This is a genomic window from Rheinheimera nanhaiensis E407-8, from assembly GCF_000296695.1.
GTDB lineage: Bacteria > Pseudomonadota > Gammaproteobacteria > Enterobacterales > Alteromonadaceae > Alishewanella > Alishewanella nanhaiensis.
This window is the reverse complement of record NZ_BAFK01000004.1, coordinates 114,031-141,018: the sequence shown is the minus strand read 5'-3', so window position 1 is coordinate 141,018 and position 26,988 is coordinate 114,031. Positions and strand designations below refer to the sequence as shown.

The 26,988-nt window shown below is 51.1% G+C and carries 26 protein-coding genes and 2 pseudogenes; 21 read left to right on the top strand and 7 right to left on the bottom strand.

The genetic code is table 11. The annotated features are described in order from the left end of the window. Positions 1 to 95 precede the first annotated feature (95 nt). The 4 genes from RNAN_RS04810 to RNAN_RS04795 all read left to right on the top strand — a co-directional run bounded on the left by RNAN_RS04810 (position 96) and on the right by RNAN_RS04795 (position 7,744). Positions 96 to 3,371 carry an efflux RND transporter permease subunit gene (locus RNAN_RS04810; protein ID WP_008219347.1) on the top strand — a complete coding sequence of 1,092 codons (3,276 nt, stop codon included), beginning with the start codon at positions 96 to 98 and terminating at the stop codon, positions 3,369 to 3,371. After that, positions 3,368 to 6,421, top strand: a complete 3,054-nt coding sequence (locus RNAN_RS04805) for an efflux RND transporter permease subunit (RefSeq protein ID WP_008219343.1) — start codon at positions 3,368 to 3,370, stop codon at positions 6,419 to 6,421. The genes RNAN_RS04810 and RNAN_RS04805 overlap by 4 nt, the downstream gene beginning before the upstream one ends. Before the next feature lie 252 nt (positions 6,422 to 6,673). Beyond that, positions 6,674 to 7,252, top strand: coding sequence for a TMEM165/GDT1 family protein (locus RNAN_RS04800; RefSeq protein ID WP_008219342.1), 579 nt, complete (start codon positions 6,674 to 6,676; stop codon positions 7,250 to 7,252). A 141-nt stretch (positions 7,253 to 7,393) separates the two neighbouring features. Further along, positions 7,394 to 7,744, top strand: a complete 351-nt coding sequence (locus tag RNAN_RS04795; protein WP_008219341.1) for a DUF4870 family protein — start codon at positions 7,394 to 7,396, stop codon at positions 7,742 to 7,744. Positions 7,745 to 7,791: 47 nt separating this feature from the next. On the opposite strand, the gene RNAN_RS04790 is transcribed toward RNAN_RS04795, so the two are convergent. Then, a complete protein-coding gene (locus tag RNAN_RS04790) occupies positions 7,792 to 8,439 on the bottom strand; it encodes an energy-coupling factor ABC transporter permease (protein WP_008219340.1) in 648 nt (215 codons plus the stop codon). Between the two features lie 53 nt (positions 8,440 to 8,492). Further along, complete coding sequence (locus RNAN_RS04785; RefSeq protein ID WP_008219339.1) at positions 8,493 to 8,687, bottom strand: hypothetical protein; 195 nt, start codon at positions 8,685 to 8,687, stop codon at positions 8,493 to 8,495. Positions 8,688 to 8,821: 134 nt separating this feature from the next. On the opposite strand from RNAN_RS04785, the gene RNAN_RS04780 reads away from it, so the two are divergent. Both RNAN_RS04780 and RNAN_RS04775 read left to right on the top strand, forming a co-directional pair. Next, positions 8,822 to 9,859 carry a GlxA family transcriptional regulator gene (locus RNAN_RS04780; RefSeq protein WP_008219337.1) on the top strand — a complete coding sequence of 346 codons (1,038 nt, stop codon included), beginning with the start codon at positions 8,822 to 8,824 and terminating at the stop codon, positions 9,857 to 9,859. Further along, a pseudogene (locus RNAN_RS04775) lies at positions 9,819 to 10,117 on the top strand (BlaI/MecI/CopY family transcriptional regulator). The gene RNAN_RS04780 and the pseudogene RNAN_RS04775 overlap by 41 nt, the downstream one beginning before the upstream one ends. Here RNAN_RS04775 and RNAN_RS04770 read toward each other — a convergent pair. Beyond that, the gene (locus RNAN_RS04770) at positions 10,114 to 10,917 is read right to left on the bottom strand and encodes a DODA-type extradiol aromatic ring-opening family dioxygenase (protein WP_008219333.1); all 804 of its coding nucleotides are present in this window, start codon (positions 10,915 to 10,917) and stop codon (positions 10,114 to 10,116) included. The pseudogene RNAN_RS04775 and the gene RNAN_RS04770 overlap by 4 nt on opposite strands. Positions 10,918 to 11,050: 133 nt before the next feature. Here RNAN_RS04770 and ybaK point away from each other — a divergent pair, with 133 nt between their 5' ends. The 3 genes from ybaK (at position 11,051) to RNAN_RS04755 (ending at position 12,611) form a co-directional block, all read left to right on the top strand. Next, positions 11,051 to 11,524, top strand: coding sequence for a Cys-tRNA(Pro) deacylase (gene ybaK, locus RNAN_RS04765; protein ID WP_008219331.1), 474 nt, complete (start codon positions 11,051 to 11,053; stop codon positions 11,522 to 11,524). A 183-nt stretch (positions 11,525 to 11,707) separates the two neighbouring features. Beyond that, positions 11,708 to 12,043: a transporter substrate-binding domain-containing protein gene (locus tag RNAN_RS04760; RefSeq protein ID WP_040551691.1), complete on the top strand. Its 336-nt coding sequence runs from the start codon at positions 11,708 to 11,710 to the stop codon at positions 12,041 to 12,043. 91 nt (positions 12,044 to 12,134) lie between these two features. Beyond that, positions 12,135 to 12,611, top strand: a complete 477-nt coding sequence (locus tag RNAN_RS04755) for an NYN domain-containing protein (RefSeq protein ID WP_008219325.1) — start codon at positions 12,135 to 12,137, stop codon at positions 12,609 to 12,611. A 141-nt stretch (positions 12,612 to 12,752) separates the two neighbouring features. Here the strand turns inward: RNAN_RS04755 and RNAN_RS04750 are convergent, their stop codons facing one another. Next, positions 12,753 to 13,091, bottom strand: a complete 339-nt coding sequence (locus RNAN_RS04750) for a YajD family HNH nuclease (RefSeq protein WP_008219323.1) — start codon at positions 13,089 to 13,091, stop codon at positions 12,753 to 12,755. A 147-nt stretch (positions 13,092 to 13,238) separates the two neighbouring features. On the opposite strand from RNAN_RS04750, the gene RNAN_RS04745 reads away from it, so the two are divergent. Then, positions 13,239 to 14,042, top strand: coding sequence for a TlpA family protein disulfide reductase (locus tag RNAN_RS04745; RefSeq protein WP_008219320.1), 804 nt, complete (start codon positions 13,239 to 13,241; stop codon positions 14,040 to 14,042). 39 nt (positions 14,043 to 14,081) lie between these two features. Here RNAN_RS04745 and RNAN_RS04740 read toward each other — a convergent pair whose 3' ends face one another. From RNAN_RS04740 to RNAN_RS04730, 3 genes are all read right to left on the bottom strand, one after another. Next, positions 14,082 to 15,350, bottom strand: coding sequence for a DEAD/DEAH box helicase (locus RNAN_RS04740; RefSeq protein WP_008219318.1), 1,269 nt, complete (start codon positions 15,348 to 15,350; stop codon positions 14,082 to 14,084). 91 nt (positions 15,351 to 15,441) lie between these two features. Beyond that, positions 15,442 to 15,747, bottom strand: coding sequence for a DUF6172 family protein (locus tag RNAN_RS04735; protein ID WP_008219316.1), 306 nt, complete (start codon positions 15,745 to 15,747; stop codon positions 15,442 to 15,444). Between the two features lie 149 nt (positions 15,748 to 15,896). Further along, positions 15,897 to 16,757: a bile acid:sodium symporter family protein gene (locus RNAN_RS04730; RefSeq protein ID WP_008219312.1), complete on the bottom strand. Its 861-nt coding sequence runs from the start codon at positions 16,755 to 16,757 to the stop codon at positions 15,897 to 15,899. A 137-nt stretch (positions 16,758 to 16,894) separates the two neighbouring features. Between RNAN_RS04730 and RNAN_RS04725 the strand changes: the two genes are divergently transcribed. From RNAN_RS04725 to RNAN_RS04680, 11 genes and pseudogenes are all read left to right on the top strand, one after another. Beyond that, positions 16,895 to 17,209: a hypothetical protein gene (locus RNAN_RS04725; protein WP_008219308.1), complete on the top strand. Its 315-nt coding sequence runs from the start codon at positions 16,895 to 16,897 to the stop codon at positions 17,207 to 17,209. A gap of 35 nt (positions 17,210 to 17,244) precedes the next feature. Then, positions 17,245 to 17,487, top strand: a complete 243-nt coding sequence (locus tag RNAN_RS04720) for a type II toxin-antitoxin system RelE/ParE family toxin (RefSeq protein ID WP_008219306.1) — start codon at positions 17,245 to 17,247, stop codon at positions 17,485 to 17,487. A 1-nt stretch (position 17,488) separates the two neighbouring features. Beyond that, positions 17,489 to 17,782, top strand: a complete 294-nt coding sequence (locus RNAN_RS04715; RefSeq protein WP_008219304.1) for an addiction module antidote protein — start codon at positions 17,489 to 17,491, stop codon at positions 17,780 to 17,782. Positions 17,783 to 18,347: 565 nt separating this feature from the next. Further along, the gene (locus RNAN_RS04710) at positions 18,348 to 19,310 is read left to right on the top strand and encodes a zinc-dependent alcohol dehydrogenase family protein (RefSeq protein WP_040551687.1); all 963 of its coding nucleotides are present in this window, start codon (positions 18,348 to 18,350) and stop codon (positions 19,308 to 19,310) included. Between the two features lie 50 nt (positions 19,311 to 19,360). Continuing rightward, positions 19,361 to 19,537 (top strand): annotated as a pseudogene (locus RNAN_RS18865) (NAD(P)(+) transhydrogenase (Re/Si-specific) subunit beta); the annotation flags it as partial. A 100-nt stretch (positions 19,538 to 19,637) separates the two neighbouring features. Next, positions 19,638 to 19,946, top strand: a complete 309-nt coding sequence (locus tag RNAN_RS04705; protein ID WP_202802261.1) for an ArsR/SmtB family transcription factor — start codon at positions 19,638 to 19,640, stop codon at positions 19,944 to 19,946. A 168-nt stretch (positions 19,947 to 20,114) separates the two neighbouring features. Then, complete coding sequence (locus tag RNAN_RS04700; RefSeq protein WP_008219298.1) at positions 20,115 to 20,426, top strand: antibiotic biosynthesis monooxygenase family protein; 312 nt, start codon at positions 20,115 to 20,117, stop codon at positions 20,424 to 20,426. Beyond that, positions 20,423 to 21,427, top strand: coding sequence for a zinc-binding alcohol dehydrogenase family protein (locus RNAN_RS04695; protein ID WP_008219296.1), 1,005 nt, complete (start codon positions 20,423 to 20,425; stop codon positions 21,425 to 21,427). Before RNAN_RS04700 ends, RNAN_RS04695 begins: the two co-directional genes overlap by 4 nt. 32 nt (positions 21,428 to 21,459) lie before the next feature. After that, on the top strand, positions 21,460 to 22,404 hold the full coding sequence (locus tag RNAN_RS04690) for an LLM class oxidoreductase (protein ID WP_008219294.1): 945 nt from the start codon (positions 21,460 to 21,462) through the stop codon (positions 22,402 to 22,404). Between the two features lie 358 nt (positions 22,405 to 22,762). Next, complete coding sequence (locus RNAN_RS04685; RefSeq protein ID WP_008219290.1) at positions 22,763 to 23,692, top strand: pirin family protein; 930 nt, start codon at positions 22,763 to 22,765, stop codon at positions 23,690 to 23,692. 260 nt (positions 23,693 to 23,952) lie between these two features. Next, positions 23,953 to 26,931, top strand: a complete 2,979-nt coding sequence (locus tag RNAN_RS04680) for a di-heme oxidoredictase family protein (protein WP_008219288.1) — start codon at positions 23,953 to 23,955, stop codon at positions 26,929 to 26,931. The last annotated feature ends 57 nt before the right edge of the window (positions 26,932 to 26,988 follow it).

Below are 26,988 nucleotides of genomic sequence, written 5' to 3'. Positions count from 1 at the left end.
GTTCACGGCGTGTTGGCGTGGGTAAACCGGTGTCTGTCGGAACACTTCTCGCAGCTAACACGACAAAAATAACAACGTTCACAGGATATGACGCTATGAAGCTGGTCGATACCGCGGTAGCCCGCCCCGTTACCATCTGGATGTTTACTCTTGGCATTTTGCTGTTTGGCCTGGTCGCCGCAGGCCGCCTGGCGGTAAACCTACTGCCCGATTTATCTTACCCATCACTCACCGTGCGCACTGAATTTATTGGTGCTGCGCCGGCAGAAGTCGAGCAGCTAGTCAGCAAACCTATTGAAGAAGCCGTCGGCATTGTTAAAGGCGTACGCAAGGTGATGTCGGTATCGCGCTCTGGCCGCTCTGATGTGGTAATGGAGTTTGACTGGGGCACCGACATGGATTTAGCGGCGCTGGAGGTGCGCGAAAAGCTCGATGTGCTGTTACTACCGTTGGAAATTGAAAAGCCGTTGTTGCTGCGCTTTAACCCCAACCACGACCCCATAGTGCGGCTGGCACTGAGCCGTGAAAATAGCGGTGAAGCGTTAAGCCCGGCACAACTGGTTAGCCTGCGCACCTTTGCTGAAGAAGATTTACGCCGTGCATTGGAATCCTTAACCGGCGTGGCGGCCGTGCGGCCTGACGGTGGCTTAAGCCAGGAAATTCAAATTCTGGTCGACCCACAAAAACTCAGCCAGCTGCAGCTGGACATCAGCCAGATAAGTAACCGTCTGCGGCAGGAAAACCTGAATCAGGCCGGAGGCCGTTTAGAAACCCCCAGTTACGATTATCTGGTGCGTACCATTAACCAATTTGCCGATTTAAACCAGATTGAAAATTTATACCTGGCCGAGGTAAACGGCAGCCAAATTCGCTTAAAAGATGTGGCCGAAGTGCGTGACAGCTTTGTCGACCGCCAGAGCATTACCTATGTTGATGGTAAAGAAGCCATTGAAGTGGCCATTTATAAAGAGGGTGATGCCAATACGGTGCAGGTGGCGCAAACCCTGCTGGCACAGCTGCCACAGCTTGAAAAAGCGCTGCCGGCCGGTTATCGCTTAACCTTAGTGTACGATCAGTCCGAGTTTATCAAACAAGCTATTGATGATGTGAAATCAGCAGCTGTGGTCGGTGGTGTGCTGGCGATGCTGGTACTGTATCTGTTTTTGCGTAACGCCTGGGCCACGCTGATTATCTCTATTTCTATTCCGGTATCGGTGATTGCCACCTTTAACCTGATGTACGGTCAGGGCATTACGCTAAATATGATGAGCTTAGGCGGTATCGCACTGGCAGTGGGGTTACTGGTCGATAACGCTATCGTGGTGCTGGAAAACATCGCCCGGCATAAAGAGCAGGGCAAACCAGCCTTTGAAGCGGCGAAAATCGGCACCCGCGAAGTGTCGATGGCGATTACGGCTTCTACCTTAACCACTGTAGCGGTATTTTTTCCGCTGGTGTTTGTTGAAGGCATTGCCGGCCAGCTGTTTCGCGATCAGGCGTTAACGGTAACCTTTGCACTGCTGGCTTCGTTAGTGGTGGCGCTAACGCTTATTCCGACCATGGCCGCCCGTGAGCGCAGCCAGACAGCTTCTGATGCCCCAGCTTTACCAACGCCTACTGAGGCACCGGTACGGCGCTGGTATTACTGGCCCACCTGGCCACTGCGTATGCTGGGCAAGGCACTGCGCGGTTTGGCACTGCTGGTGCTCAGCGTGCTGACACTATTGTTTCGTGTGGTTAGCCGCGGTCTGGCACTATTGTTTAAGCCGTTGTTGCTGGCGGTGCAATGGCTGTTGGTCAGGCTGGAAGCCCTGTATCGGCGCACGCTAAATGGCGCCCTTAAGCTAAAAGCCCTGACCCTAACCCTGACACTAACCATTGCTGCGCTGTGTTTTAGTTTGTTGCCACGGCTGGGTGCGGATGTGATCCCGGCCATCAGCCAGGGCGAGTTTTTTGTCGAAATACAGCTACCGGTAGGCAGCGCCATTGAGCAAACCGATAAGGTATTAACCCAACTTGCAGCACTGGCCGGCGAGCAGGCTGGCGTAAAACGCAGTTATGCCCAGGCCGGCACCGGCGCCCAGATGACGGTCGATCCCAGCATCGGCGGCAGCCACTGGGGCCGGCTGAATGTGGTGTTACAAAGTGACAGTAGTGCAGAGCAGGAACAACAGGTGATTAACGTGCTACGTGACTATCTGGCGCAGCAGCCGGATATCAGCGTAAAAATAGACCGGCCGCAGCTGTTTAGCTTTAGCACCCCGCTGGAAATTGAGCTGTCAGGGTATGAGCTGGCACAGCTGAAAACTGCCGCCGATAGCCTGCTCTTGGCACTGGAAGCCGAAGATCGCTTCAGTGATGTGAAAACCAGCCTGCGCCCCGGTCAGCCGGAAATTACGTTGTATTTTAATCATGGCTTGTTATCCCAGCTGGGCCTGACCTCGCATGATGTTGCTAAGCGGGTTGCAGCCTATGTCGGTGGCGAGCTGGCCGGCCAGTATTCGGTAAACGATCGTAAAGTCGATATCCGCGTGCGTTTAGCTGAGCAGTATCGGCAGTCTGAGCAGCAACTGGCGCAGCTTATTATTAACCCCGGTAGCGACAAACCGCTGCCGTTATCGGCGGTAGCCGAAATAAAACGCGAAACCGGCCCCAGTGAAATTACCCGTATTGGCCAGCAGCGGGTGGCGGTAGTCAGCGCTAACCTGGCCTATGGTGACTTAGAGCAAGCCACTGCTGCAGCAGAGCGCATTTTAGCCGCGCAACAGCTGCCATATGGCGTATCGGCTGCGGTGGTGGGGCAAAGTGAAGAAATGCAGCGGGCTTACACCTCACTGACCATAGCGCTGCTGCTGGCGGTATTTTTGGTTTACTTAGTGATGGCGTCGCAGTTTGAAAACCTGCTGCAGCCACTGCTGATTTTATTTACCGTGCCGCTGGCCGGCGCCGGCGCTATTTTAGGCCTGTGGCTAACCGACACCCGCTTATCAGTTATCGTCTTTATCGGCCTGATTATGCTGGCGGGTATAGTGGTAAATAACGCCATCGTACTGATTGACCGCATTAATCAGCTGCGTGATGAAGGGCTGGCGCTGAAGCAAGCCATTGTTGAGGCCGGTGCCAGCCGTTTACGCCCGGTATTAATGACGACGTTAACCACCATTTTAGGCCTGCTGCCGATGGCGCTGGGCAGCGGTGATGGCAGTGAAATCCGCGCGCCAATGGCGATAACGGTCATTTTTGGTTTGGCACTGGCTACTTTGCTCACGCTGTTGTTTATTCCGGTGCTGTATGCGCTGGTTAGCCGCGACAAGCCGCGCACTGCCAGTATTGACGCCACGGCTACACAAACCGCGGAGGTGAGTGTATGAGCCAGCAACCCCTGTGGTTAACCCGTGTTGCACTAAACCGGCCGGTTACCATTTGCATGCTGTTTTTGTCGCTGCTGGTGTTTGGCATTATTGCCAGCCGCATGCTGCCACTGGAAAAATTTCCGGGTATCGATATACCACAAATTTTTATCAATGTGCCTTACAGCAATGCAACACCGACAGAGATAGAGCGCTTAATCACGCGGCCGCTAGAGGAAGCATTAGCGACAGTGACGGGCGTGAAAGAAATGCGCTCCTGGTCCAATGAAAACAACAGCGAGATTTCACTGGAGTTTAACTGGGAAGAAAACATCAACAGCAAAAGCATTGAGGTGCGTGAGCGGCTGGACAGTATCCGCCATTTACTGCCGGATGACGTTGAGCGGGTGCTGGTGTTTCAGTTTAATACTAACGATATGCCGATTTTTCAGCTGCGCATTTCCAGTGAGCGCGACTTAGCCATGGCCTATGATTTGCTGGAGCGGCAAATCAAAAGGCCGCTGGAGCGGGTGGCCGGTGTGTCAAAGGTTGAGCTGTATGGCGTAGAAAAACGTCAGGTGATTATCCGGCTAAACCCCGACAAAATGCGCGCGCTGAATATCGATGCGCAAACTATTGTACAGGCGCTTAAAGCGAATAATTTTGCCATGACCGCCGGTGAGCTACGCAACAGCGAAACCAGTATCCTGGTAAAGCCGGTGGGTGAGTATCAGCAACTGGAGCAAATTGCCGCCTTGCCACTGCGGCCGGGGTTAAGCTTACGCGAAGTGGCCACAGTACAGCTGGAGCTGCCCCAGCGCGAAGATGGCCGTCATCTGGACCAAACCTATGCGGTGGGCATGAATGTGTTTAAGGAGTCTGGCGCCAACCTGGTTGAGGTGGCCAAAGCCGCGCTGGCGGTGGTAGAAGCCGCCGATAAGGATCCGGCTTTTAACGGCATCAGTTTATACATCATGGACGATATGGCCGACGGCGTAACCACTTCGCTATCTGATCTGCTCAGTGCCGGTGGCATCGGTGCCTTGCTGTCTTTTGCGGTGTTGTATCTGTTTTTGCGCCATATCGGTACCACCATAGTGGTGGTGCTGGCGGTGCCGGTCTCTATTTGTATTGCGCTGGGCGTAATGTACTTTTTAGGCTACAGCCTGAATATTTTAAGCATGATGGGCCTGATGTTGGCCATAGGTATGCTGGTGGATAACGCCGTAGTGGTTACCGAGAGTATCTTCCGTGAGCGTGCGCTGGGCGGCGATGTGAAAGCCGCTACTGCCCGCGGTGTGCGCCGGGTGAGCCTGGCGGTGGTGGCCGGCACTGCCACTACGGCTATTGTATTTTTGCCCAATATTGTCGGGCAAAAAATGGAGCTGACTATCTTTTTAGAGCATGTGGCGATAGCCATTTGTTTATGTCTGGCGGTCAGTTTGCTGATGTCGCTTACGCTTATCCCGCTGTTAACCACCAAACTGAATATGCAACCTAAGCAAACGGCACAAGCTGGCAAAGCGGAGCGCGGCTATCGTAAAGCCTTAAGTATGGTGATGTACCACCCGCGCTGGTCAGCCCTGGTTGCTGTGCTGCTGCTGGCCAGCATTGTTATCCCTATTGGCAAGGTGTCGGGCGGTGATCATGACAACGAAGACAGCGACCGGCTCTTTGTGAATTACAATGTGCAGGGCAACTATGCGCTCAGTGAAGTAGAAGCTGAAGTGAGCAGCATGGAAGCGTATTTATATGCTAATAAAGATAAGTTTGATATTGAATCGGTGTACAGCTATTACCGCGCCGGTTATGCCATGTCGATCATTATTTTAAAGCCGCAGCTTAGCCAGCCACTGGCGGCGCTAAAAGACGCCATTCGCAAAGACTGGCCGGCACTGGTGCGCTCGAAACCGTCTTTTGGCTGGGGCAATAATGGCGGTATGCAAGTGCATTTACTGGGTAGCTCAACCGAGGTGCTGTTAAAGCTGGCAGAAGACATTGAGCCGATGCTGGCGGGTATTAAAGGCCTTGAAGATGTCAGCTCAGAAATTGCCCGTGGCCAGCAAGAGCTGCAAATACGGCTGGACGGCGAACAGCTGCAGCGTCATGGCTTAAGCGCCCAACAGGTTGCCGGTGCGGTGGCACTGGCGCTTCGCGGCACTAACCTGCGTACTTATCGCAGCCTGGAACAGGGCGAGCTGTTAATGCGGGTGCTGTATGATGAGCGTATCAGTCAGTCACAAACTGAGCTGGCGGCCTTGCCCATTCTAACCAAAGACGGTGTGGTCATTAGCCTGGCACAACTGGCCAGCTTAAGCTTTGCGCCCAGGCTAGATCAGATCCGCCGCTTTGACCGGCAAACCGGCATCGCCATTCGGATGAATCTGGCCAAAGATTACCAAATGGACAAAGCCCGTGAGGACATCAAACAGGTAATGGATCAGCTGGCACTGCCGCCGGGCTATCGCTGGTCGTTTCAGGGCAGTTTCCAGCGCCAGGACGAGTCGCAGCAGGTGATGCTGGTGAATATGTTGCTGGCCGTGGCGATGATTTATATCGTGATGGCGGCGCTGTTTGAATCTTTACTGCTGCCAACCGCAGTGATTGGCTCTTTGCTGTTTTCACTGGTCGGCGTGTTTTGGACCTTCCTGTTTACCGGCACCAGCATGGGCATTATGGGTATGATCGGTATGTTGGTATTAATGGGCATAGTGGTGAACAACGGTATAGTGCTGGTCGACCGCATTAATCAGGACCGTCAGGCCATGCCCGACACACCCCTGCGTGAGCTGATTATCAATGCCAGTGAGTCACGCTTGAGGCCTATTTTAATGACAGTGGCCACCACAGTGCTGGGGCTATTGCCACTGGCGCTGGGCGGTACCCAGATTGGCGGCGATGGCCCAAGCTATGCGCCTATGGCGATTGCCATTATCGGCGGCTTGCTGTTTTCGACCCTGACCAGTTTGGTACTGGTACCGCTGACTTACCTGGGCCTGGTAAACCTGATTGCCGGCTGGCGCAACTGGCGCGCCAGTGCCCGGCGCTGGGCCGATAAGGTGTGGGCTTGAGTTTAAACCGCGTCATGCGTTAACCATGATCGGTGCTTTACAGCAGGTGGCTAACTGATTAGAATGCGCCCGTCCTTAAGGGAGTAATCTGCTGCGGTGTTTTACCGCAGCGGTGTGGTCAACATACTTGTGCTGCAATGCACATGGCCACAGCGTTCAGCGCCCGCTGAATTGATGAGACTTAAGACACTGCAGTGGCCCATAGCGGGAGCCATTGTTGTGTCTTATGTGAACTCCCGCTCAGGTTATTTCATGGAAGCCTTACTGTCGTCCTTTACTGCTGTCGCTATTGCCGAAATTGGTGATAAAACCCAATTATTATCGTTATTTCTGGCGGCCCGTTTTCGCGCCAAAGGCGCTATTGTCGCTGGCATTTTGGTCGCCACCTTACTCAACCATGCGGCATCGGCCTGGCTGGGTGTTTGGGTAGCACAGTTTATTCCGGCTAACTGGCACAACTGGCTGCTGGGTGGCAGCTTTATCGCTGTGGCGCTGTGGTTACTTATTCCTGATAAAGATGACAGTGAAGATACCGGCGTGCTGCGCTTTGGCGCTTTTGCCGCCAGTTGTATGTTGTTTTTCCTGGCCGAAATTGGCGATAAAACCCAAATTGCCACTGTGCTGTTAGCCGCCAGCTTTAATGACGCTGTGTGGTGGGTTATCTGGGGCACCACGCTGGGCATGTTAGCGGCCAATGTGCCTGTGGTATACGCCGGTAGCTGGCTAATGCAAAAAATGCCGCTGGCACTGGCGCGTAAAGCGGCTTGTGCGGTGTTTATGCTACTGGGGCTTTATATTATCTGCTCCGATCAGTTACTCGCATTAGGGTAAATAGCTGTTTAAGCAGGAAATACCATTGCCCGGCTACGCGTTTAGCGCTATGTTGCAAAGCGAGGCTGTCAATGTAGCGCCGGTTCGGTCTTAGGGCAGTTTTCTTACAATAACAATAGTGGCCGTAAAGGAGAGAGTGTCATGAATGACATTAATGCAGCACCGGCGGTGAATTCATCTACCGCTAAACTGGTGTATATTTTGTATTTGGTGGGGTTGGTGTTTGGTATCACCGGCATTATTGGTGTAATCGTCGCCTATGTGAACAAAGACGACGGCCCGGACTGGCTGCAAAGCCATTATCGCTTCCAGATCCGTACTTTCTGGATGGGTTTAGTGTACATCCTGATCGGTAGTGTGTTATCGGTCGTGCTTATCGGCTGGCTAGTGATCCTGTTCTGGATTGTCTGGCTGATTATCCGCAGCGTAAAAGGCTTAAAACAGCTGGGCTTAGAGCAGCCGGTACAGGACGAAAAAACCTGGATGTTCTAAAGCAGGCGTTATGAAAAAGCGAAGCTGCGGCTTCGCTTTTTTTATGCTTAACGCTCGGGTGATAAATATTCCCGGTCGTAAAAGGTGCGCAGCCAATGCGGCCGGTAAATCGCCATCAGCGTAATGGCACTGCCATTTAACAGCGCCTCCGGGAACCAGAGTAACAGCGCCAGCAGCCAGTAATTGTCGATAATTTCCTGCCAACTGTAGCGGCCTTCCAGGCCAAACCACAGCGCCGTCAGGCTAATTTGCAGCACTATGGTTAACGCCGCGGCAAAAAAACCTGCGACAAAAATATAGACAAACAAATGCCGGTTTAAGTAACGGTAGCTGGCTAAAAACAGCGTATAGCTAAACAGTGCCGGTAGCATAACACTACACAGCATATACAGGCCGCCGTCCTGCCACGGCAGTTTGCCAAAGCCAATCAACAGTATCAGGGGAGCCAGTGCAATCCAGCAGGCAATACGCCAGCCATGACACAGCACCAGCGTGGTCATTAGCAAAAAATGCAGGTTAAGACCATCTTTAATACCGGCCTGCACACTCCAGAACAAACTTAGCGCCACGATGGAGGCGAAGACAAAATGCTGATAACCTGGCTCGGCACGCAGTTTGGGCAACAGTTCCTGCGGGTAATACAGTACCAGCCACACCGAAGCAATCAACATGCCTGCTATCTGCCAACTGCCCATAACCTGTTATTCCGTTTGATACCTATGGCAATATTGTAACGGCTGGCGGGGCCTCAGTCATTGCTGTTGTCGTCATCGCGCACTTCATAAAAATGAGCCGCGCCCACTGCTGTGCTTAGCAGTAACAGCGGGATGGCAAAAAAGTGCATCATCAGTGACAGCTCTGCGGCAAAGTTAATCCAAAAAAGTAACAGCCAGCTGATAAGCCAGGCGGCGATGGCCAGCCATTTAGCGTTAAGGGTATTCATACTGCCTCCTGCATGGGGTGATTCGATACGACAATGTCAGTCTAGTCCTTGCTAAAAGGTGTTTGCAGTGTCACTATTGATAAAATAAGGGTGAAAAGTGACAGGTTATCGCGATAGATAACAGGAAAGCACAAATGAAGCAGATTGCGGTATTGGCCACCAACAGTAGCATCAGTAGCGATATATTTGGCTTACTGGACTTTTTTGAGTACTGCAATGTGCTGTGGCGGTACCAACAGCATGACGCTGCACCATTATTTCATTGTTATCTGGTGTCACCGGATGGCGGCCCACTTACTTTAAAACAAGGCGTTACCTTTAACGTAGCAGCAAACGACTGGCTGCAAGCTGATGCGGTTGTTGTGGCGCCGGCTTATGCTTATAACCGGGCACAACTGACGGCGATTGCAGAGCCATCTAAAGCGTATTTTTCTGGCTTAAGGCAAGCGGTGGCGAACGGTAAACTTATCGCGGCTAATTGCACCGGCACCTTTATACTGGCTGCCAGTGGCCTACTGGCGCACAAGAATGCTACCTCAAGTTGGTTCTTTAAAGACGTGTTTCAAAACCTGTATCCTGAAGTGCACTTGCAGCTAAATAAATTGCTGGTGCAAGATGGCAATATACTGACAGCAGGGGCGACAACGTCTTTTGTTAACTTGTGCCTGGCGTTAACAGAATTGTTAGTGGGTGAGCAGTTTGCCCGCCAGATTGCAAAAGTTATGCTAACCGACCCAAATCGCAGCTCGCAAATTCCCTACATGGACTTATCCATTGGCCAGCAACATAACGACGTGCTGATCCAGCAGGTACAAAAACATCTGGCGAAAACGCTGTCAGAACCTTTTGCGCTGGAGCCACTGGCGGAGCAGTTTCATTTAACCAAACGCACCTTGCTGCGCCGATTTAAGGCGGCTTTAAATGATACACCGCTTAATTATTTGCAGCGCTTACGGGTAGAGCAGGCCAAACGCTTGCTGGAAACCACTAATCAGCCGATTGAACAGATTGTATTGCAGGTAGGGTATGAAGATATGAGCTCGTTTAGAAAGCTGTTTTTAACTTACACCGAACTCACCCCCAGCCAATACCGGCATAAATTTATGCAGGAAGCCAACTTTGCGTGTTGCGATGCAGGTGTTGTGGCAACAACAACCTTTGTCAGCCAATGATGTCGTTACCGTGTTAGATAACGAAAAAGACTGGCCTGAAAAAACCGTAAAAACACTGCTTAACCGTTTGGTGAGTATAGGGGCTTTGAAAAAAAGGGGCGGGCTTATTTGTATTATCCGCTCATTGACCAGCAGCAATATCAGCTTGAGCAAGGCCGGTCCTTTGTTGAACGAATTTTTTCGGGCCGGATAGCCCCTTTGGTTGCCGGGCCAACTGATGGCGCTGCTTTTGTGCATTTAAACTACTGCCGGGTTTAATCAAACCAGCCAAAAGCCAGTACTTCGCGTTGAATTACCTCATGCTGAAACAGCAGTTTGGCGCGGCTGCCTTTGGCTGCGCCAAAACAGACATGCAATGGTAATAAATGCTCTTCCCGAGGGTGCATTAGCCGGGCATAGGGAGCATCAAGCCAGGCACTTAAACGTGTGGCTTGTTCATCGTAACTGAGCACGGAGTTTAAGCTGTCGATTAAATACTGATTAAAAGCTGCAACCTGTGGCAGGCTGACTAAATCAGGCTGAAAAAACGCCCGCATATTATGAAAGCTCATACCAGAGCCGATAATCAGCACATTTTTTTGCCGTAAAAAGGCGATGGCTTCACCCAGGGCGATATGCTGCATCGGATCTAAGCTTTTCAGCAACGAAAGTTGCAATACCGGTACATCGGCTTGTGGCCTAAGCAGCATCAGCGGCACAAAAACACCGTGATCCCAGCCACGATTATTGTCCAGTTGCGCAGCAAAGCCATGCTGTTGCAACGCTGCGGCAATTTCATTTGCCAAAGCAGGGGCACCGGGCGCAGGGTAGCGATACTGATAGCTTTCTGGCGGGAAACCAGAGTAATCAAACAATAATGCCGGGCTTTTAGTAGCCGTAAGCGCCGGTTGGGCATTTTCCCAATGCGCACTGATCACCAGTATCGCGGCCGGTGTTGCCAGTGTATCGCCAAGCTCGGTTAAAAATTGCGTCAGGGCCAGATGATGTGGGTCGGCTAGTAAGGGTAAAGGGCCGCCGCCATGCGGCAGATAGAATACCGGTGCCAAAGATGAGCTCATTGTGTTGTGCCTGTTAGCGAATTACTATGTGCAGGCTACGCTGAGCAACCGTACTGTGCAATAGAATAAATAGTGCGAAGTATTCGAAGTTATTACAAATAAAATCGAATGATCTTAACGAGGAACAGCATCTATGACACCCGCTATCGAGTTAGCCAAACAGCAGGGTATCGCTTATACCGTACATCATTATCAACATAATCCGGCATCCGTCTCTTATGGCCTGGAAGCAGCGGAAAAACTGGGGGTAAACCCGGCGCAGGTATTTAAAACCCTGGTAGTGCAATTAGATACTAAGCAGTTGGCTGTTGCGGTATTACCGGTAAGTCAGCAGCTAAGTATGAAGTTGCTGGCCAGAGCACTGGGGGCGAAAAAGGCGGAGATGGCCAATGCTGCTGATGTGATGCGCAGTACAGGTTATGTGCTGGGTGGCGTAAGCCCGCTGGGGCAAAAAAAGCTGTTGCCTACCATTATTGACAATTCAGCGCAGCAGTTTGCCAGCATTTATATCAGCGCCGGTAAGCGCGGGCTGGAAATTGAACTGGCAGCAGAGGACTTACGACGGTTGTTAGACGCGCAGCTTGCTGCACTGTTGGCGCCGCAGTAGGCAACGGTAGTGAGCTGAATCACGCAGATTACTGGTTTTTATGCAAAATTCTGTCAATACTGAAAGCCAATACTTTAATCCAACAACTTGTTTTTATGAAATATCTGCCTGGCCTGCTGCCAATACTTTACGTTTTCTCCCTGGCGACAATGGCGCCGGTATGGTTTTAGCGATAGCGCACGCATGACACTGACGGTGCAAAAAAGCCAATGCCGCGATATGTTTCTGCAGCAGAGGGCGGATCTGATTGTATGGAATGAGTTTTTTACCGCGCCTTTGGCGCAAAAACTGTCTGAGCAGGGCACAGAGCTGGTTCGCATCGCTGATATTGATGAGGTACAACTGTACCTGGCATTTTCAGCAGAGCATGCCGACGACTATATCGCACAATGGCAACAGGCGCTGGAGCAAAGTTATCTTGATGGCAGCATGCGGGCGTTGTATCAGGGCACCTTTCCGGAAGAGTTAATCATGCGGCTGGAACAATTTGCCCGGCAAAAGCAAGGTATTAGTTTTTAACCCGTCTCACCACCGCGCTGGTAAAAATATAAAACGCTTGCACCCCAGAGGTTTGGCGGTTAGCTTGGCTGTTTTATTAGCGGAAGCTGTTATGCCCAGTGTTACCATTTTGGTTGATGTGCAAAATATCTATTACACCAGCCGCGAGGCCTTTGGCCGCAATTTTGACTACAACGCCTTTTGGCGTCAGGTAACGGCCGGGCGTACGGTCGTTAAAGCCATTGCCTATGCTATTGACCGTGGCGATGAAAAGCAGCGCCAGTTCCAGAATATTCTGCGTGCCATCGGCTTTGAGGTAAAATTAAAACCGTTTATCCAGCGTGCTGACGGCAGTGCCAAAGGCGACTGGGATGTTGGTATAACGCTGGATGCCATTGAATACGGCCAGCACAGCGATGTGCTGGTACTGGCCTCCGGCGATGGCGATTTTGGCCTGCTGGCAGAAACACTCATCACTAAATACCAAACAGAAGTAGTGGTATTTGGCGTTGAAAACTTAACTGCTCAGGCACTGATTAACGCCGCCAGCCGCTTTATCGCCATTAACGAGACTCTGCTGCTGCCGTAGCGGCGCATTACTGCGCCCGTTTAACTAGCGTGGTTAAGCCAACTGCCGTTTGATTTTAGTATTATTGAACCGCCAGAGCTGAAACAGGCGCTGCAGCGACATGCTGAGCGTTTACTGCAGATTGCCGGGCGCTAACGGTTATTACTTTGGTTTATTCAACAAGGCTTTTAAATCGGCAAAAGGATTATGCGTTGCTGGCGCCACTTTTGGCTCAGTAGTGCCACCATACAGCACAAACTCGTGAAATTTATTGTGCTCGTTATCATGACAATAAATACAGAGTAACTCCCAGTTGCTGCCATCACTTGGGTTGTTACTGTGGTTGTGGTCGATATGATGCACGGTGAGTTCGCGCAAATTAGAATGCACAAACTCGCGGGCACAACGGCCGCACACCCAGGGATACATTTTCAGTGCTTTATCGCGGTAGCCTTGTTCTTGCTGCTGATAGGCTGCTGCGCCGCTGTTGGCTTTGCTCATAACTGTCCTGGAGCTGAAATAATATAACCGCCGCATAAGGGCTTGGCTGTTTAAGTGCTACGCCATTATGCGGTTTAGCGCTAATGCAGTGCAATAAGCTATATACTCGACGTTAGTGTTAATTCAACAGGAACCACGACGCGTACAATGCTCAGTATCTCAATAGGCCCTGTGTCTTTACCCACTATAGTGCTGGTATTACTTGCCAGTGTAGTTTGTGGGCTGCTGGCAGCAAAACTGCTGACCCGTTCTGCCGCAAGTAGCGTTACCGATCCGCTGCTGCTGGTGCTGTTTGCCGCGCTATTATTTGGCCGGCTGGTGTTTGTACTGCGTTTCGCTGACAGCTACGACAGTGTGTGGCAAATGCTGGATTTTCGTGACAGGGGAATAGACATCGCTGCCACTGTAATGGCGGCATTAGTACTGCTGATTGTACAGCTTAAACGCTACCCCGAGTTTAAGCGTGCATTAGTTGGTGGGTTTTTAAGCTGCCTGGTGTGCTTTGGCCTGGGCTCGGCCTGGCTGTATAGTCAGCAGCAACAGCAAGTACTGGCGGATATTAGATTGGAAACCTTATCTGGCTATAGCGTGGCGCTGCCGGATATGGCGCAGGGTAAACCGGTGGTGCTTAATTTATGGGCCAGTTGGTGTCCGCCATGCCATAGGGAAATGCCGTTGTTGCTCAACACCGCGCAGCAAAACGCGGACATCAGCGTAATGATGGTAAACCTGCAAGAAAACCGCGATACAGTGGCGAAGTATCTGCGCCAGCATCAGTTAAGTTTTGGCCAGGTGTTACTGGATACGCGCGGCGACGTTGCCCGCTTTTATGGTGCTCAGGGTGTGCCGGCAACACTGTTTTTTCGTGCCGATGGCACCCTCAGTAGTGCCCATTTTGGTGAATTATCGCGGGCAATACTGCAACAGGGTATCGATGCCGCGACAGATTAACAGGCGGCCTGCTGTTGCAAAAACCGCTAATTCCCCGGCTTATTTGCTGCGCCGGGGGTTGGTTTTCGCCGTGCTTTTGCTGCTGGTTTTAAGCTCAATTTGTGTGGCGCTGGCTTTATTGGCCCGGCCGCTTAACACCTTACGCGACAAACTTTTTAGCAGCGACTCACGGTTACTCACTTCAAAGCCCGGTTTTACCACACGTTTAATAGTAGTGCCGATAAGCTTCTCAATCCGCTTTAAGCTTTGCTCTTCTTCGCGGCTAACAAAAGACAGCGCATTGCCGCTGGCGCCGGCGCGGCCGGTGCGGCCAATACGGTGTACATAGTCTTCCGGCAGGTAGGGCAGGTTAAAGTTAACCACATAATCCAGCCCCTGAATATCCAGCCCGCGTGCCGCCACTTCAGTGGCAATCAGCACCTGTAACCTGGCGGCTTTAAAATCGGCAATAGCCCGGCGTCTGGCGCCCTGGCTTTTATCGCCATGGCACACTGCAGCATCGATGCTGCGTTGCTGTAAGCCAGCAAGCAATTGATCCGCCTGCTGTTTGGTGCTGGTAAATACTAAGACCTGAAACCAGTTATGCTCGGCTAACAGCTGCTCGAATAACTCGATTTTGCGGCTCTCTTCTACCGGATATACCACATGCTGCACCGTATCAGCCGTACTGTTTACTTTGGTTACCCGAATTTGCTGGTGGTTTTTCAAAAGCTTATGCGACAGCTCATTTACTGCCGGCGAGGTGGTGGCAGAAAACAGCATGGTTTGGCGAGAGTTTGCTGTTGAGCCGACAATTTTCAGCACATCGGTCACAAAGCCCATATCCAGCATGCGGTCGGCTTCATCCAGCACCACAAATTCGACATCCGATAAAATCACATTACCCAGCGCCATATGCTCCAGCAAGCGGCCCGGTGTGCTTATGACAATATCTACGCCAGCGTTAAGCTTATTGGCCTGCAAGCCCATTTTTACGCCGCCATATAAGGCGGTGCTGCTAAGCGGTAAAAACTGTGCATAGCGGGTAAAGGCAGCGGCAATTTGCTCGGCCAGCTCGCGGGTTGGCGTAAGTACTAAAGCGCGTGGCCGGCTGGCTACGGTGGCTTTAGGTTTGTCCAGCATGCGCTGCAGCAGCGGAATAGCAAAGGCGGCGGTTTTGCCAGTGCCGGTTTGCGCGGTAACCTGTAAATCTTTACCGCGCCGCGCCGGTGGTATGGCCTGCTGTTGTACCGCTGTCATCTCGCTGTAGCCGCAGGCATCCAACGCGCGCTTTAGATCAGCGGCTAAATCTAATGATGAAAATTGCATAAAGTGTCCTTAGTAGCAGAGCTACGCAAAAATCTGCTGCGGAGCTGCGCCATAAAACGGTAACGGTGCCGGCAAAACAGCGCAGGCGAAATTACTCGGCGCTGTCAGCATCCGGCCTTGGCTGGTGCTGAAAGGCGCGGGCCAGAATTTCAACATACACCGCGTCCAGCTGCTTTGCGGCTGCGGCATCAATATGCTTATTAATTTCAGAGGTAAACACCGTTACCGCCTGCGTTTCGTCTTCGCCCACGCGGCAATCAAAGCTCCAGTAGTCCGCGCCCTCTGGCAGGGCTTTGCGCCGCTCGCGGTTTAAATACTTTTTAATTTCATGCTTTATCAGTTCAACCCAGCGCTCGGCTTTATGTTTGGGGTGGGTTGACAAAAAGGTTTTTTTCATCTGTAGTCCTGCCAATAGGCGCCAACGCGCCAACACTGAGTGTGTTATAAAGCGCGCATTCTACATGGTTACCGGCAAGATAACCGGCATTATCTGCTATTTTGTTACAACAACCTGAATACGCTGGGTATTTGTTGGCAATTGCACAGTTAAGTCTGCTTGCGCTTTAACACCCACCAGGTAAACAGGCTGGCGCTGGCAAACATTAACAGGCTATAGACGCTGGGGGCGATCGACATTTCTGCACTTTGTAAAATGCCGGTGGTGATAAGCAGCGCCAGGGTCCCGTTTTGCAGGCCGACCTCCAGGCAAATGGTGCGGGATTGCTGCTCATTGTGCAAAAGTGCGCGGCCAAGCAGATAGCCCGCCGCCATAGACAGGATATTCAGTGCCAGCGCAGCCGGGCCGCTCAGTAGCAGGTAGTGCCATAGTGCATCACCTAAATCCAGCGCTATGCTGACAATTAACAGCAGCAACACCAACACGGAAAAACGGCTAATCAGCGGCTGCGCCCGTTCAGCAAAAGCGGTAAAGCGGGCTTTAATCAGCATACCGACAAACACCGGCACTACCCCGACAATCAGCAAGGTAAGCCAGGTTTTTATCAGTGGCAGCTGTAAAGCACTGTCAGCACCCAGGTAATACTGCATAGCCCAGGCGGCCAGCAGGGGCAGGGTAAAGGGCGAGACAAAGCCGACCAAAGCCGTTAATGACACCGACAAGCCCACATCGGCTTTGGCCAGATAACTGTACAAATTAGATGTGGTGCCACCCGGGCACAGCGCCAGAATAAACAACCCCACCGCCAGCTCGCCGCTAAGCCCGAATAACCAAATTACGCCAACAGCCAGCAGGGGCAGTAACAGCAGCTGTGCCGTAGCACCGACAAAAAATGCCTTGGGCTGGCGCAGCACTTGCTGAAAATTCGCCGGGCGCAGGCTCATGCCAACACCGGTCATAATCAGAATAAGTGCCAGCGGTAAGCCAATTTGGGTTAATGCTTCAAACATAGCGGCCTAACAAGTATTGATCATTGGTTGTTAAGCTACCCTGTAACCGGCCTGGCGCGCAACTGCTACTCAGCTTGTATTCATGTAGCTGCAGGTTAAACTTAGTGCACATCTTTACCACAAAGGCATGGTGCTTTATGGCGCAAACCTTATCTCCCAAAACAACATCACTGCTTTATCGGCGGCATATTTTTATTTATCTGGCAGTAGCTGCTGCCGCTTTATTACTTATTCCCTTTATCGCCATGCAGCTAACCGGCGAGATTAACTGGAGCAGTAGCGACTTTATCATGATGGGGCTGCTGTTGTTTTTAAGCAGCAGCGCCTTTGTGGTCATTGCCCGTAAAGTAGCACCGGCGCAGCGGCTGTGGCTGGCATTAGCTGTGGCACTGGCCTTTTTGTACTGCTGGGCCGAGCTGGCCGTGGGGATCTTTTTTCAGTTTGGCAGTTAGTGTTACAGCTGTTCTATGCGGTGAAGTAAGCCTGTATGATTGACATTATTACCCCGGCGCAGTGGCAAACCCAGCGTCTGGCGTCTGGTAATCCTGGTGTCTGTCGCAATTTAAAGTTGGGTGTGTCTGAGCTGAAAATTGATGTCGGGCCAGGGTACAGGGTGTACTACACGCAGCGGCAGAACGTGTTGATTATTCTGCTATGCGGCGGTGATAAAGCAAGCCAGCGTGCCGATATCGAATTAGCGTACCAATTAGTAAACAAGCTTGAGGTGTAATATGAGCATTAAACTGCAAGATTACGATGTAGCAGAGCACCTGCGTACACCAGAGGAGATGGCGGCCTATCTTGAAGCCTCAATAGCAGAATGCGATGGTGATGCCAGCTTTGTCGCCAAAGCATTGGGGGATATTGCTCGCGCCAAAGGCATGGCAACCTTAGCGCGTGATACCGGCCTTGGTCGTGAGAGCTTATACAAAGCCTTGTCTGCAGACGGCAACCCGCAATTAAGCACAGTACTAAAAGTCGCCAAAGCACTTGGCTTGCAATTCAGCGTCAAGCCAGCGGCATAACCGCCGCACCAACTCATCGTAAGGGCGCATTATTGCGCCCTTAGTTTTTGCAGCAAATAAAGCCTTAGCCAAGTTCAGTTTTTCGGTAAATGAAACGTCAGGTTGAAATTCACCGAGCTGTGCTCGGTGTTGGCTATGTTTTTTGGGGAAATCGTGACAATTAGACCGCGTGCGTTTGCGTTAAGGACAACACAATGAAAGGCTTTTTGGGTTTTTACTAATGTTTACTCTGGCTATAACAATTAAATCTGCTCCTTAAGGTTAAATAGCTGGTTTGATTGATGCTGGAGCGATCCAGGCAAAGGCATGTTAAAACCTAGCACCGGTTAGCCTGAGGAAGGACGTATAAAAAAATTGCAGATCTATATTGACATTTCTCGATATGACGATAATATATGCGCATATCGAAATTTATCGATATATAGATTTTGACGGTGTGCGCAGATATTGGCAGCTTTATGTCACTGGCATGCAGGAAAACGTTGGGAGTTGTGAGGCAACTCTTTTTTTAAAACTACATATATCGATATATGTCGATATATAAATTTGTAAGTGGGTGAAAAATATGCGAGCAATGATTTTAGATTCCTTCGGTGGACCTGAGAGTTTCCGTGAAGTTGCGCTGGCCAAACCAGTAGCAGGTGAGGGCCAGGTTTTAGTCAAGGTGCATGCGACCTCTGTTAACCCGTTGGACTATCAGGTGCGGCGTGGTGACTACAAAGAGTACGTGCCACTGCCGGCGATTACCGGACACGACGTGTCAGGCGTAGTAGAAGCAGTCGGCCCTGGTGTAACGGCATTTAAGCCCGGTGATGAAGTGTGGTACACCCCGGAAATCTTCAACGGCGATGGCAGTTACGCCGAATATCATGTCGCCAATGAAGCCATCGTAGGGCTTAAACCGCGTTCACTGACACACCTGGAAGCTGCGGCGCTGAGCCTGGTGGGTGGCACGGTGTGGGAAGCCCTGATTACGCGGGTTAATTTGCAGGTGGGAGAAACCATTTTAGTGCATGGCGGTGCCGGCGGTGTGGGGCATATTGCCATTCAGATAGCGAAAGCGGCGGGGGCGCGGGTGATCACGACAGTGTCTTCACAAAACGCCGGGTTTGTAAAAGGCTTGGGCGCAGATGTCGCCATCGACTACAAGCAAACCGATTACGTTGCAGCGGTGCTTGAAGCAACAGATGGTAAAGGTGTGGATGTGGTACTGGATACCATCGGTGGCGATACGCTGCAAAAAAGCCCGTTAGTGCTGGCGCAACTGGGTCGGGTTGTCAGCATCGTTGACATTGCCACGCCGCAGAACCTGATTGAAGCCTGGGGTCGCAATGCCAGTTATCACTTTGTCTTCACCCGTCAGAACCGGGGCAAGCTGGATGACTTAGCGCGTTTGGTCGACAGAGGGCTGCTCAAGCCGGTGGTTGGCGCTACCTATCCGCTGGCGGAAATTGGCCAGGCGCATGCCAGGCTGGAGCAGAAATCCAATGGTTTACGCGGCAAGATTGCCATCGATGTAACCGCTTAATGGCTCCTGTGGAGTTAATCCGGCTCGGTGTCTAGGCAGGTAGCCCAGTTTACGCTATGCCGGTGATTGAAGCGTATCGGGCAAAAACTGTCTTTGTATTTAAGCGTTCTGCAGATGCTGGCTTTGCTGGTGTGGACAACCCGCTGTTCTTTAAGGACAATACACGGATGGTACCGGGGGGCAAAAACACCATTAACAGCATAATTCGTGAGTTTGCTGCAGGCTGAAGATGATGCATAACCTATAAACATGTGTTTATATGGGTAATGCAAATAGTTTGGCAGACGATAAATCCATATTGACATTTATAGATATAGCGATATAATCATGAGCATGAACATAGTAGAAGTATTTAAAGCGTTAGGTAATCCCACACGATTAGCAATACTGCAGAACCTGCGGGAGCCGGAGAAGCATTTTCCGCCGCAGGATGAAGGTGATGTCACTCTTGATGGTGTCTGTGTTGGAAGCATCCAGGAGGGCGTTGGATTAAGCCAGTCGACGACATCGACGTATTTGGCTTCGCTGCAACGCGCAGGCCTGGTTACCTCCAAACGGATGGGGGGATGGACCTACTACAAGCGAAATGAAGCGAATATCAAAAAACTGATTGAGCTCCTTGGTAAAGAGTTGTGATACAGCTCTTTTTTTGGACTAAATGCATCGATAAATATCTATATGCAAATATATAGATTGGTTGGCAGGCAATGACTTCAGATCCCGGACCAGAGAGTTTCCGTGAAGTTGTGCTGTATACCATCGGTGTCACCGTTTAACGGCGTCTTACGCCCGGAGGAAAAATAAATGGTTATCGAAATTGCCCGTTTTCACGTTGCGCCTGAGCAACACAAAGCTTTCTTTAATACTTTTGCCGACGTGAAAACCTATGTTGAACAAGCTGAAGGTTATCAATCGCACATCATTAGCCGGGAGATTGAAGATCCGTCCCGCATCAGTTTGCTGGTGAAATGGCGCAGCTATGCAGACCATGTGGAGCTTTTCGAGCCCAGTAAAGCACATCAGATGTTTATTAATGCACTGATGCCTTTTATAACAGGCGAGGTGGAGGTGTTTCACTTTAACGCAGCACTAACATCAACCGGAGGTGAAAAATGAAAGCTGTAGGTTTCTCAGAATATCTTCCGGCTGACAATCCGGATGCGCTGGTTGCTTTTGATGTGCCAAAACCCACACAAGGTCCACGTGATCTGTTGGTTGCAGTCAAAGCCGTATCAATCAATCCGGTAGATACCAAGGTGCGTCGTAACGGTGTGCCTGAGTCTGGTCATCGTATTCTTGGTTATGATGCCGCCGGCGTGGTCGAAGCAGTCGGTGCTGAAGTTACGTTATTTCAACCCGGCGATGAGGTGTTCTATGCCGGCGATATTAGCCGGCCGGGCACAAATGCTGAGTTTCATCTGGTAGATGAAAGGATAGTGGGGCCTAAACCAAGGAGCCTTTCGTTTGAAGAAGCAGCTTCTCTGCCTTTAACCAGTATAACGGCTTGGGAGTTATTGTTTGACAGCTTCAGAATACCCGAGGGGGGCGGCGAAGGTGAGACGTTGCTGGTGGTTGGCGGGGCAGGCGGTGTTGGCTCTGCGCTTATTCAGCTGGCAAAGAAACTGACCAGGCTGCATGTTATTGCCACCGCTTCAAGACCTGAAACACAACAATGGAGTTTAGACCTGGGTGCCGATGATGTTATCGATCACAGCCAATCAATGAAAGAGCAACTTTCACTGCTGGGTAAAACCCCCAAGTATGTGGCTGCCCTGACACGCTCCGATTTACATTTTGCGCCTTTAGTCGAGCTGATGCCAGCCAGGGGACAAATCGCCATGATTGATGACCCGGGTGCGTTGGACATATCCAAAATGAAACTGAAGTCACTGAGTTTTCATTGGGAGTTCATGTTTACAAGGTCGATGTTCCAGACTGAAGACATGGCTAAGCAACACGCTTTATTAAAAAGAGTCAGCGAACTTGTCGATGCGGGCGAGATAAAGCCGACTCTGAGCGAAATACTTGGGCCGATGAGTGCCGAGAGTATCAGAAAAGGGCATCAGCTGCTGGAAGCGGGTAAAACTATAGGTAAGGTCGTTTTATCGGGCTTTTAATACTGAAGACCTGATGATAATTGGAGGAAAGTATGAGTTTTCAGGCAATTAACAAAGCCTATAACGAAACATTTAAGCCAGGGCGCCTTAGCCTGGGTATTTTCGTTCCGATTGAAAATCATGCGTATACTGCAGTTCCGACCATGCAGCAGCATTTACAGCGGGTGCAATTGGTAGAAGAGTTGGGGTTTAGCGCGGTATGGCTGCGTGATGTGCCGTTCAATGTTCCGACATTCGGCGACGCAGGGCAGTTATTCGATCCTTTTGTCTACCTGGGATATTTAGCGGGCAACACCAGCCGGATAGCGCTTGGCGTATCAAGCATTGTTTTGCCGCTACGACACCCGGCCCATGTGGCCAAGGCGGCCGCCAGTGCTGATGTGCTGTCTGGCGGGCGCATATTGTTAGGGGTTGCTTCCGGTGATCGCCCGGAAGAATACCCTGCATTTAACCGTCCGTTTGAAAGCCGCGGGGAAAGCTTTCGTGCCAGCATTGAGTATATCCGTGAATCCTGGAGCAACACTCAGGGCTTTACTAATGCGTTCGGGAGCCCGGGCCGTGGTATCGACCTTCTCCCCAAGCCGGCAGCGGGAACTTTGCCACTTTTGATCACGGGCTCCAGCCGGCAGAGCCCCGACTGGCTCGCACGCAATGGCGATGGTTGGATAACATATCCGCGACGCATCGACGCCCAGGCGGCCATTATCACTGACTGGCGCAAGCGCATGGACGAAGCCGGTATTGTGGATAAGCCGGCCATGCAATCGCTGTATATTGATTTGCAGGAAAACCCTAATGCCGCACCGCGGCCGATACATCTGGGCTTTAGCTCGGGTGTTAATGCCCTGCGTTCCTATTTGAGACAGCTGCAGCAGATTGGCATAAACCATGTAGGATTGAATCTTCGTTTTAACACCACGGACGTCGAAGCCACATTGAAACGGTTGGCCGAAGAACTTTTGCCAGATTTCAACTGAAGAAGGTTAGAACAAGACGACCTCTTTAACCACCGGATTGCTCAGGATAGTTGTCCGGTTTTCCCGTTATTGAGTAATCACAGTACGCAAGTTTCCAGCCGGGCATTTTCCATTCGATGCAATAAACCTATGCCTATGTATAGGTTTATTTCGCTTCCAGGTTTAGTAGATTTACTACCTGTGCTTCCCATGGCTTGCTGGCAGCATTATTCCAGACCGTGTCAACTTTTTTGACAAGCTAACCAGAGCAACTGATTGAAATCAGCGTTAAAGCCATTGCACCAAAATAGCCGCTTAAGGAAACTAACCTGTGAGCAGGTTGCCATTGAATTGCCACCATACATAAGAGGTAAACGCTGTGAGTATTGAACAACTAGAACTTGAAACACGATGTCAGGCGGTGGAGGAGTGTGCTGCCATTGAGCTTGTTGTACAACCCAAGCTTAAAGATTTAGGTGGTTTTACTGTCAATCGGTGTTTACCTGTTATGGAAAGGCGTAGCGTCGGGCCTTGGGTATTCTTCGACGAAATGGGGCCGGCAATGCTCCCGCCGGGTTCAGGTATTAATGTTCGTCCTCACCCACATGTAAATTTAGCTACTGTTACTTATTTGTTTGACGGGGAAGTGTTACATAAAGACTCTTTGGGGACTTTTAAAAAAATAACCCCCGGGGCTATAAACCTGATGGTTGCAGGCAAAGGTATTGTGCACTCGGAGCGGGAGGCACCGGACAGAATACAGCAATCGCGCGGACTGTATGGTTTTCAACTGTGGATGGCCTTGCCCGAAGCTTCAGAAGAAATGGAGCCGGAGTTTCATCATTACCCAGCTGACAAGATACCTTCTGTCGCGGTAAATGGCGTGCCTGTCAGGGTTCTTATCGGTCGCGCTTATGGGGTGGTCTCCCCGGTAAAAGAGTTCTACAGAACGCTGTATTTGGAAGCACAACTGCTGCCGGGCCAGACACTTGAACTACCAAATGAGTCTGAGCGGGGTTTATATATTGCAAATGGCGAGCTGAAAATTAGAGAACGTCAATATTCTGAAAAGCAGATGATTATTTTATCTGATGCAGATGGCGTTACAGTTACTGCGCTACAACCAACAACCATAGTACTGATCGGTGGCGAGAAAATATCAAAACGCTATATGGAGTGGAACTTCATATCCAGTCGCAAAGAGCGCATCGAGCAGGCAAAGCGTGATTGGGTCGAAGGTAAATTCCCAATTGTACCCGGTGACGAAGACGAATTTATCCCCTTACCGGGAGCAAATAAAGAATATTAAGCTTAGGCACAGTAATAGCGTAGCTCAACAAGCAAAAAGGCTTTATGTCATTCAGATCCTGACAGCATTGATTTGAATCCCGAGAAATAAGCCTGCCCGGGTAGCTCACTTAACTAATAAATGTGATCCGGCCCGGGCTTAATCGCTGTGGATAAAACACCGGCTAAACAATTAATTACATAAAACTTTATGCTGTTGCTTCATAGTTGGGCTGCACGTTGTTACTTAACATAATATGTGTCTACTTTAGGGTAATTGTTATGAGCATTCGCTTCTATGTAAAAGTTGCTGCCAATAGCAGCAACGTGTTGGCTTGGTTGCTGGTCTCCATACTGGCACTCGCTGTGTCGGCCTGTGGTGGTAGCAGCGAGAGTGCAGATGGTACGCCGCCGGTTGCAACGCCACCCGTTGTAACACCACCGCCAGTGGGGATACCACCTCCGGCAGAAGCACTACCGGAACCGGCATTTGAACCAGCACCTGATGCGAACGTTAAACCACTGCCCAGACCGGATGGTCCATCGTTACCGCCACCACCAGCTGAGTTAAGGCTGGCTGCAACGTACAATAAAAGCAATCAGGCTCAATCGATTGGCAGTATGATCGCAAGCTCATCCGGTGATGAAAATGCCAACCACACGGCAGATAAGGCTATTGACGGTGATTTAACCAGCCGCTGGGCAAGCGACTGGGGTAATGATGCCGACGCCGACAATGCCTGGATACAGTTTGACTTTGGTAGTAAAACCGCGATTGGTTATATCAAGCTGTACTGGGAAAACGCCTACGCTGAAGAATATGCCATTTATATTTCTGACGATGCGGAAAACTGGTATCAGCTGCGTTATATCACCGGCGCTCAGGGCGGCACGGAAGAATTCTTTAATCTGGATATCTATGCCCGCTATATTCGCCTGCAAGGTATCAAGCGTCATACTCAGTATGGTTACTCTTTGTTTGAGGTTGAGTTTAAAACACCGGGTAGCGACACTTCTATGCCAGTGCTGGATACCTCCTATGTGCCTTATCCGCTAAGTGGCAATGGCCGCCAGCCATTGCCAGCTCCGGCCGAGCCAGTTGAAACACTGCGCTTTGCTCTGCCAGACGGTACTCTGGTTACCCGGTTTGGTATGGTGGGCCGATCGCGTCATGCCCGCGAGCGCGGCGAAGATTGGAACGAAATTGGTTTCGGGCCAAACGAAACTGTAGATGCTCAGGGTAACCCTGTCGATAAAGGGCCAGGCGCACATTTAAACTTTGTTGCCAATTACTTTAAAAACCGCACCTGGGGCGTGGAATTTATTGATAACAGTAATGTTGCAGGCGTTAGCGCACCGAAAATTATCGTTAATCAGTATTATCAGCAGGCACAAAAAGGCGGCGGCCACTCTTTTGTCCGGCGTTTTGATGAGCCCAATGTGACCGGTTTTGGCTGGATGAGCCCCGGCGATTTACTGGATGACTCCACTTATCTGACTGACGGCGCCCCCTGTCCGGTAGTACCAAAACCAGCCAATGGTGTATTGCTAAACCCCAACAGCGGTTATAACGGCATTATCGGCGCGAATGACGGCTGCAGCGTGGTGTTTGATACTTATCCCGGCCACAGAGCGCTGTCTGCCAATGCCGATGGCGTGCTGGTGCCAAACGGTAATAACGTGGCGGCAAGAGCACTGAAAAAAGGCGATGTGATTGAGTTTACCGGTTCGTTTTTCTCGACCCGTGAAGTGATGGATGCCATTGGCGACAACGGCGGCTTTCGTTATTACACCAACGAGCTCACCTATGTCATGGGGCAGGGCCTGCGTCCCTGGTACGGTGTGCAGCCGCGGTTAATGAATGAGCCACTGCCAGACAGCACTTTGCAGGGCGGCCTCGGCTCGGTGTCTTACGATTACGCCGACAATGCCACTTTTATTTTCCAGCAGCCACACAACAATATCGGCATGCAAAATATCCAGCGCTTTATGGAAGGCCGCCGCTGGTTACATACCAATTTATGGACCGGCCAGCATAACGAAGCCGGTAACGACCGCAATGACGAGGGCCGCTACCTGCAAGGGCAGCATTTTAGCCAGTCTTCCTGCCTTGGCTGCCACATCAGCAATGGCCGCAGTGTCGCCCCCACAGTAGTAAACCAACGGCTGGATACCATGGCAATACGCGTCGGCGCTCATGGTACTGACAATAATGGTAACTACCTGCCGCACCCTATTTACGGCCAGGCAATCCAAATGAATGCACGTTCAACGAGTACAGGAGAAGTGCAAAACTGGGGTAATGCGGCAGTGGTTGCCGGTTTTACCACGAAGAACGTGCAACTGGCTGATGGCACTGTGGTTGAACTGCGTAAACCTGAAATCGCTTTTGAAGGGCCGGTACCTGATGTTTACTCCGTGCGCTCAGCTCAGCCATTAATCGGCATGGGGCTGCTTGAGGCGATTGCCGATGACACCATTTTAGCGCGGGTGCGCAGCACACCTGATGCCGATGGGGTTCTGGGCACGGCTAACTATGCCTATGATCCGGAAACCGGCGACGTACGGTTAGGCCGCTATGGTTGGAAGGCCAGTAAAGTCAGCCTGCGCCACCAGGTCGCCAATGCCGCCTTGCTGGATATGTCGGTGACCTCATCTGTTTACCCGAACCGCGATTGCCTGGCCGGTGCCGCACACTGTGATGCGGCCAGCGGCGCGGAACCCGGCTTGCCGGATGCAGCGCTTGAGTTAATGACAAACTATCTGCAGCTGTTAGCCGTACCGGCACAGCGCAGCTTGGTTAGTGGTTTTCCACAGGGCGTGTCACCTATGGCCTATCTGGATGTTGAACCGGCTAAAATAGCGCAGGGTGAGCAGGTATTTAAAGCCATCCGCTGTAATGCCTGCCATGTCAGCGAAGTACAAACCAGCGCCCGCTCAGCTTTTGACGAAGTACGTAACCAAACTATCCGGCCTTACACTGACCTGCTGCTGCATGATATGGGTGAAGAGCTGGCCGATAACTTTGCCGAAGGTCTGGCAACAGGCAGCATGTGGCGTACACCGGCACTGTGGGGTATTGGTTATACCAAATACGTCGCCGCCGGCACGCCGGTAGGTTATTTGCACGACAGCCGCGCCCGTACGTTAACCGAAGCCATTTTATGGCACGGCGGTGAGGCTGAAGTGATTAAAAACCGTTTTGTTAATTTAGCCACCGAAGAGCGCGAGGCCCTGCTGGCTTTTCTGAGATCGCTGTAACATAAAGCCCGGTGCTTAGCCTGGCACCGGGTACCCAAGTTCATTTATAACATGGCC